5 protein-coding genes are annotated in these 6,585 nt (G+C 65.5%); all 5 read left to right on the top strand.

The window, feature by feature from the left end:
- Positions 1 to 495: 495 nt before the first annotated feature.
- The 5 genes from QRM60_RS10135 (at position 496) to QRM60_RS10115 (ending at position 6,506) form a co-directional block, all read left to right on the top strand.
- Positions 496 to 2,130: a TldD/PmbA family protein gene (locus QRM60_RS10135; protein WP_014506028.1), complete on the top strand. Its 1,635-nt coding sequence runs from the start codon at positions 496 to 498 to the stop codon at positions 2,128 to 2,130.
- Between the two features lie 14 nt (positions 2,131 to 2,144).
- Positions 2,145 to 3,479, top strand: coding sequence for a TldD/PmbA family protein (locus QRM60_RS10130; RefSeq protein WP_014506027.1), 1,335 nt, complete (start codon positions 2,145 to 2,147; stop codon positions 3,477 to 3,479).
- Entirely contained in the window at positions 3,476 to 4,297 is an 822-nt protein-coding gene (locus QRM60_RS10125) for a DUF4159 domain-containing protein (RefSeq protein ID WP_285446117.1), read from the top strand. Before QRM60_RS10130 ends, QRM60_RS10125 begins: the two co-directional genes overlap by 4 nt.
- A gap of 306 nt (positions 4,298 to 4,603) precedes the next feature.
- Positions 4,604 to 5,596: a MoxR family ATPase gene (locus QRM60_RS10120; RefSeq protein WP_114996582.1), complete on the top strand. Its 993-nt coding sequence runs from the start codon at positions 4,604 to 4,606 to the stop codon at positions 5,594 to 5,596.
- 13 nt (positions 5,597 to 5,609) lie between these two features.
- The gene (locus tag QRM60_RS10115) at positions 5,610 to 6,506 is read left to right on the top strand and encodes a DUF58 domain-containing protein (RefSeq protein WP_285446116.1); all 897 of its coding nucleotides are present in this window, start codon (positions 5,610 to 5,612) and stop codon (positions 6,504 to 6,506) included.
- The last annotated feature ends 79 nt before the right edge of the window (positions 6,507 to 6,585 follow it).

The raw sequence follows: 6,585 nt of genomic DNA, 5'->3' as shown, positions 1-6,585 counted from the left end.
TTGCCCGCCCACCGTCGCGGGACCTTACGCGGCATGGATGCCGCGTAAGAGCTTAGAGGGACGCACTTGCAGCGTGTCCTGCGAGGGTGGGCGGGCAAGGGCCCTGCAGCCACGCGGCAGACGATCTCTTCATCTTTAGCCTCTTTGAGCTTTATGCAGCAGGCACTGCGCACGAGGGCGTGCGCGTGCGCGTGCGCGTGCGCGTCGCGCATTGCACGAGCGCCAATAAGAGAATGCACGCCTTTCAGCGATCCCATCGCGTGCCGACACGATGACGCATCAAGCGCACGCAACCAGCCCCGCTCGCCACAGTTGCATGCAGTCAGCGTGTGCCGCTCGACTCACGCGAGCACAGCGATTGCCGCTAGACCCCTGCCGAAAGTCATTTGACGCGGGATTCACCGTCCAGCAAGAATCGGGGTCGACACGCGTGGGCAGCGATCCGCGCGTCAAATGGATACCCGCGCACCGCGCGGGACTAGTGGGGAGTTGCCCGTGCAGCGACGTGATTTCCTGGCCCTGACCGGGCTGACCATGGGTGGGCTGATCGTGCCTGCCTACTTCGGCAAGGCCATTGCCGCCGAGCAGTTGTTGACACCCTTCGATGTGGGCCGCAAGAAGCGCCTGGCCGATGCCGGCCTCACCGCCGCGCGTCAGGGTGGTGCGAGCTATTGCGATGTACGCATCGGCCGGTATCTGCGCCAGTTCGTGATCACCCGCGAAGACAAGGTGCAGAACGTGGTCAACACCGAGTCCATCGGTGCCGGCATCCGCGTGATCGTGGCGGGCGCGTGGGGCTTTGCGGCCACCAACGATCTCACCGAGCAAGGCGTGGCCAAGGCCGCGCAGCAGGCGACCGCGATCGCCAAGGCCAACGCCAAGGTACAGGGCACGCCGGTCCAGCTCGCTCCCACGCCCGGCGTGGGCGAGGTCAGCTGGAAGACGCCGATCAAGAAGAATGCGATGGAAGTGCCGATCAAGGACAAGGTGGACTTGCTGCTCGGCGTCAACGCCGCGGCCACCGCCGCCGGTGCCAACTTCGTCAATTCGATGCTGTTCGTGGTCAACGAGCAGAAGTATTTCGCCAGCACCGATGGCTCCTACATCGACCAGGACGTGCACCGCATCTGGGCACCGATGAGCGTGACCGCCATCGACAAGGCCAGCGGCAAGTTCCGCACCCGCGATGGGCTGTCCGCACCGATGGGGCTGGGCTACGAGTATCTGGATGGTGCGTCCTCGGGCAAGTTCGTTTCGCCCAACGGCGTGGTGAATTACGGTTTGTCTTACGACATGAAGGAAGACGCCATCGCCGCGGCCAAGCAGGCGCAGGAAAAACTCAAGGCGCCGTCGGTGAAGCCGGGCAAATACGACCTGGTGCTGGACCCCTCGCACACCTGGCTCACCATCCACGAGTCGGTGGGCCACCCGCTGGAGCTGGACCGCGTGCTCGGCTACGAGGCCAACTTCGCCGGCACCAGTTTCGCCACGCTCGACAAGCTCAAGGCCGGCTTCCAGTACGGCAGCGACAAGGTGCATATCCTGGCCGACAAGACCCAGCCCGGCAGCCTGGGCGCGGTGGGTTACGACGATGAAGGCGTCAAGACCAAGCAGTGGGATCTGATCCGCGACGGCAAGCTGGTGGACTACCAGGCCATCCGCGACCAGGCGCATATTCTCGGCAAGACCGCCTCTGATGGTTGCTGCTATGCCGACTCGTGGTCGAGCGTGCAGTTCCAGCGCATGGCCAATGTCTCGCTGGCGGCCGGCAAGACGCCGCTGAGCGTCAGCGATTTGATCAAGAACGTGGAAAACGGCATCTACATCATCGGCGACGGCTCGTTCTCCATCGACCAGCAGCGCTACAACGCGCAGTTCGGCGGCCAGCTGTTCTACGAAATCAAGAACGGCGCCATCACCCGCATGCTCGAAGACGTGGCCTACCAGATCCGCACCCCGGAATTCTGGAATGCCTGCAGCGCCGTGGCCGATCAACGCGACTACCGCCTAGGCGGTTCGTTCTTCGACGGCAAGGGCCAGCCGAGCCAATCGTCGGCGGTGTCGCATGGTTCGTCCACCGCCCGTTTCGACGGCATCAACGTCATCAACACCGCCCGCTCGCTCGGCTGACAGGAGAAAACTAGATGAGCATCCTTACCGAAGCGCAGGCCAAGGCCATCCTGGACAAGGTCATCAAACTGTCCAAGGCCGATGAGTGCACCGCACAGCTCACCGGCTCGATCGACGGCAATATCCGTTTTGCGCTCAATAACGTGTCCACCAGCGGCATCGTCGACAACACCGACCTGCAGGTGCAGGTGGCGTTCGGCAAGCGCGTGGGCGTGGCCACCATCAACGAGTTCGACGATGCCTCGCTGGAACGCGTGGTACGCCGCGCCGAAGACCTGGCACGGCTGGCACCGGAGAATCCGGAGTTCATGCCGGCCGTCGACAAGCAGACCTACACCGCCAGCCCCACCTTCAGCGAATCCACTGCAGCCATCGACCCGGCGTTCCGTGCGCAGGTGGCCGCCGATTCGATCGCGCCGTGCAAAGGCAAGGGCCTGATCGCCGCCGGCTTTCTGGAAGATGGCCAGAGCTTCACCGCGTTCGCCAACAGCAAGGGCAACTTCGGTTACCAGCGCGGCGCCCGCTTCGATTACACCTGCACCGTGCGCACCGAAGACGGCCGCGGCTCGGGCTGGGTGGGGCGCAACCTGAAAGACGCCGCCGATTTCAAGGCCGAGCAGGACGTGCGCATTGCGATGCGCAAGGCCAGCGATTCGGCCGAGGCCAAGGCGCTGGAACCGGGCAAATACACGGTGATTCTGGAGCCCGCCGCGGCCGCTGGCCTGATCTCGTTCATGATGCGCTACTTCGATGCGCGCATGGCCGATGAAGGCCGCAGCTTCCTGTCCAAGAAGGGTGGCGGCAACAAGCTCGGCGAGCAGGTCTACGACCCGCGCGTGAACATCACCGCCGACCCGTGGGACCCGCGTGCAGCGGTCATGCCGTGGGATGAGGAAGGCCTGCCGCGCGAGAAGATGCCGATCGTGGAAAACGGCAAGATCGCCAACCTGCAGTATTCGCGCTTCTGGGCGCAGAAGAACGGCAAGCGCGCGATCGGCGAGCCGGGCAACCTGTTGATGGCCGGTGGCGAGAAGAACATTGCCGAGCTGGTGCGCGGCACCGAGAAGGGCATCCTGGTCACGCGCACCTGGTACATCCGCATGGTCGACCCGCAGACGGTGCTGCTCACCGGCTTGACCCGCGATGGCACGTTCTACATCGAGAACGGGCAGATCAAATACCCGGTGAAGAATTTCCGTTTCAACGAATCGCCGATCATCATGCTCAACAACATCGACGAGCTGGGCAAGCCGGTGCGCGTGGCCGGTGACGAGTCCAGCTACGTGATGATGATTCCGCCGATGCGGCTGCGTGATTTCACGTTTACCTCGTTGTCGGATGCGGTGTGAGTCGGAGCCGGGAATCGGAAGTGGGGCTTCGGGAATCGAAGAGCAGAAGCCGCTCTTTGCAGACGGATACCTTGCAGGCGCGCGCGCCTGCGGCTCCCCTTCACGGTCTCCCGGCTCCCATCTCGCGGCGCCACGTCCTCAGCCTGCTGCTCGGTAGCGTCGCCACCTTGGCGCTGCCGTTGCGCGCGCGCGCGGCGGGCAACTACGATTTCTGGTTTACACGTTTGCGCTACGACTCCGGTGACTGGGATGTGGATGCGCGCATGCCGTCCAACCTGATCACCTCGCTGATCGATTACACGCAGCTGCGTGTGGACCCGCAGGAACATGTGATCGCCTTGTCCGATCCGCGCATGTTGCAGGCGCCGTTCTGTTACCTGGCCGGGCACAAGTTGGTGGAGTTCAATCCGGCCGAGCGGCGCAATTTCGAACGCTACGTGCGCAATGGCGGGTTCGTGTTCGTGGACGACTGCAATCACGACATCGATGGTTTGTTCGCCACCTCGTTCGAAGCGCAGATGGCTTCGATCTTCGGCAAGAGTGCGCTGCAGAAACTGCCAAAGAACCATCGGCTGTACAACGCGTTCTTTAGGTTTCCGGACGGCCCGCCAGCCACGAGCTTCGAGCTCAATGGCTGGGGCGACGACCTGGTGCACGACTACCTCAAGGGCATCGCCATCGACGGCCGGCTCGGGGTGCTCTACAGCAACAAGGACTATGGCTGCGAATGGGATTACGACTGGCGCAACAAGCGCTTCCTGGCCGAAGACAACACCAAGTTTGCAGTGAACATCGTCATGTATGCATTGACCAATTGATAGAACCAGGTGGGCGCGCGTTTGGGGTGTATCGGTAAGGCATCGCGCACGAGTGCGCTCCTACCAAGTCAGAGAGGACATTGCAGAACCGAGCTGGAGATGCATAGCGGATAAAGGCGATGACAAGCCACCATCCCCGTGGGAGCGCGCTTGCGCGCGATGCGGCGTCACCGGTCACCCATCGCGCCCAAGCACGCTCCTGCATGGCCACATCCAGACGCATCGCACCCTTGCACTTGCAATGACACGCATCACACGCATCACACGCACCACGCTACGCACACCGCCCACGACGAGACTTCCCGCATGAGCTCCCCCAATGACGACCTCCTCACCGCACAGCTCTCCAAACTCGGCGCGCTGCGTGCAGCGTTGGCGCAGGCGGTGGTGGGCCAGGAGGCGGTGGTCGAACAACTGCTGATCGGCCTGCTGGCCGGCGGCCACTGCCTGCTCGAAGGCGCGCCCGGGTTGGGCAAGACGCTGCTGGTGCGCTCGCTAGGCCAGGCGCTAGAGCTGCAGTTCCGGCGCGTGCAGTTCACTCCGGACCTGATGCCCAGCGACATCCTGGGCACCGAGCTGCTGGAAGAAGATCACGGCACCGGGCACCGGCATTTCCGCTTCCAGCAAGGTCCCATCTTCACCAACCTGCTGCTGGCCGACGAACTCAATCGCACCCCGCCCAAGACCCAGGCCGCGCTGCTGGAAGCGATGAGCGAGCGCACCGTCAGCTACGCCGGCACCACCTATGCATTGCCCGCGCCGTTCTTCGTGCTGGCCACGCAGAATCCGATCGAACAGGCCGGCACCTATCCGCTGCCGGAAGCGCAGCTGGACCGTTTTCTGCTGCATGTGCGCGTGGATTACCCCAGCGAGCAGGAAGAGCGCGACATCCTCACCCAGACCACCGGCACTGCCAGCGCGCAGGTGCCCACGGTGATGGATGCGGCCAGCGTGCAGGCGCTGCAGCAGCATGTTCGCGAGGTGCACGTGGGTGCGGATCTGCTGACCTGGATCAACCGCCTGGTGCGCGCAAGCCGGCCTGGTCCGCAGGCCAGCGAGGAGGTGCGCCAGTGGATCAAGTGGGGCGCCGGGCCGCGTGCGGGGCAGTCGCTGGTGCTCGCGTCCAAGGCGCGTGCGTTGCTGCACGGCCGCCTGGCCGCCACGCGCGAGGACGTCACCGCACTGGCCGCGCCGGTGATGCGCCACCGCCTGCTGCTGTCGTTCGCCGCCGAGGCCGAACAGCGCAGCGCCGACGACGTCATCGCCGCGCTGCTGCGCGCCGTGCCGTACCCCGCGTAAGGCATCCACACGCGTGAGTATCGACGTGCCGGCCCTGATTCCCGCCGCGCTGCGCAGCCGCCTGCGTGGCCTGCAGTTGCACGCGCGCAACGCGCAGGGCCAGCAGGGCATCGGCCAGCACGCCAGCCGCAGCCGTGGCGCCGGGCTGGAATTTGCCCAGTACCGCGCCTACGAACCCGGCGACGCGCTGCGCCAGATCGACTGGAAACTCTACGCACGCTCGGACCGTTTCTTTGTGCGCGAAGCCGAGCGCGAGAGCCCGCTCACGCTCTGGCTGTTGCTGGACGCCACCGCCTCCGCCGGCCAGGCCGATCAGGCGCGCCCGGGCAGCACGCGCCTGCAGGCGATGGCCACGCTGGCCGCCTGCGCGGCCGAAGTGGCGCTGCGCCAGGGCGACCAGGTCGGCCTGTTTGCGGTGCATGGCGGCGGCCTGGTGGCGGTGCCGGCCGGCGGCGGGCCGCGTCAACGCGACCGGCTGTGGCTGGCCTTGCACGGGCTGCGGGCCGGCGGCGCCTGGCCGGGCATGGACGCGCTGCGCCCGCTGTGGGAACGCATCGCCGCGCATGCGCTGGTGCTGTCGATCGGCGATGGCTTCGACGATGCCTTGCTGGAGGCGCTGGAAAAACTCGCCGCCGCACGCCGCGACGTGCTGCAGCTGCAGGTGCTGACCTGCGACGAACGCGACTTCCCCTTCGACGGCGGGCACCGTTTCCGCGACCCGGAAACCGGCGAGGAGCTGCTGGGCGATGGTGCGGCCATGCGCGCGGACTACCTGCAGCGCTTCGATCAGGCACAGCGCGCGCGGCAGGCGCGCTGGCACGCCGCCGGCATCGCGCACGCCGTGCATTACCTGGATGGGCCGCCGGACATGGCCCTGCGGCAGTTGTTCGCGCGCGAGGCGCGGCGATGAGGCACGGCTGCGTTCTCGCCAGTGCAATGCGGCGGCCTGATGCAGCATGCGTCCACACTGCCGCTGCGCATGACATGCA

The sequence above is a fragment of the Xanthomonas sp. fls2-241-TYG-148 genome (genome assembly GCF_030208815.1).
Taxonomy (GTDB): Bacteria; Pseudomonadota; Gammaproteobacteria; order Xanthomonadales; family Xanthomonadaceae; genus Xanthomonas; species Xanthomonas campestris.
This window is presented reverse-complemented; position numbering and strand designations above follow the sequence as displayed.

Excerpts from the sequence above, each read along its gene's own strand:
- QRM60_RS10120 (WP_114996582.1), top strand. The coding sequence starts at position 4,604 with ATGAGCTCCCCCAATGACGACCTCCTCACCGCACAGCTCTCCAAACTC.
- QRM60_RS10130 (WP_014506027.1), top strand. The coding sequence starts at position 2,145 with ATGAGCATCCTTACCGAAGCGCAGGCCAAGGCCATCCTGGACAAGGTC.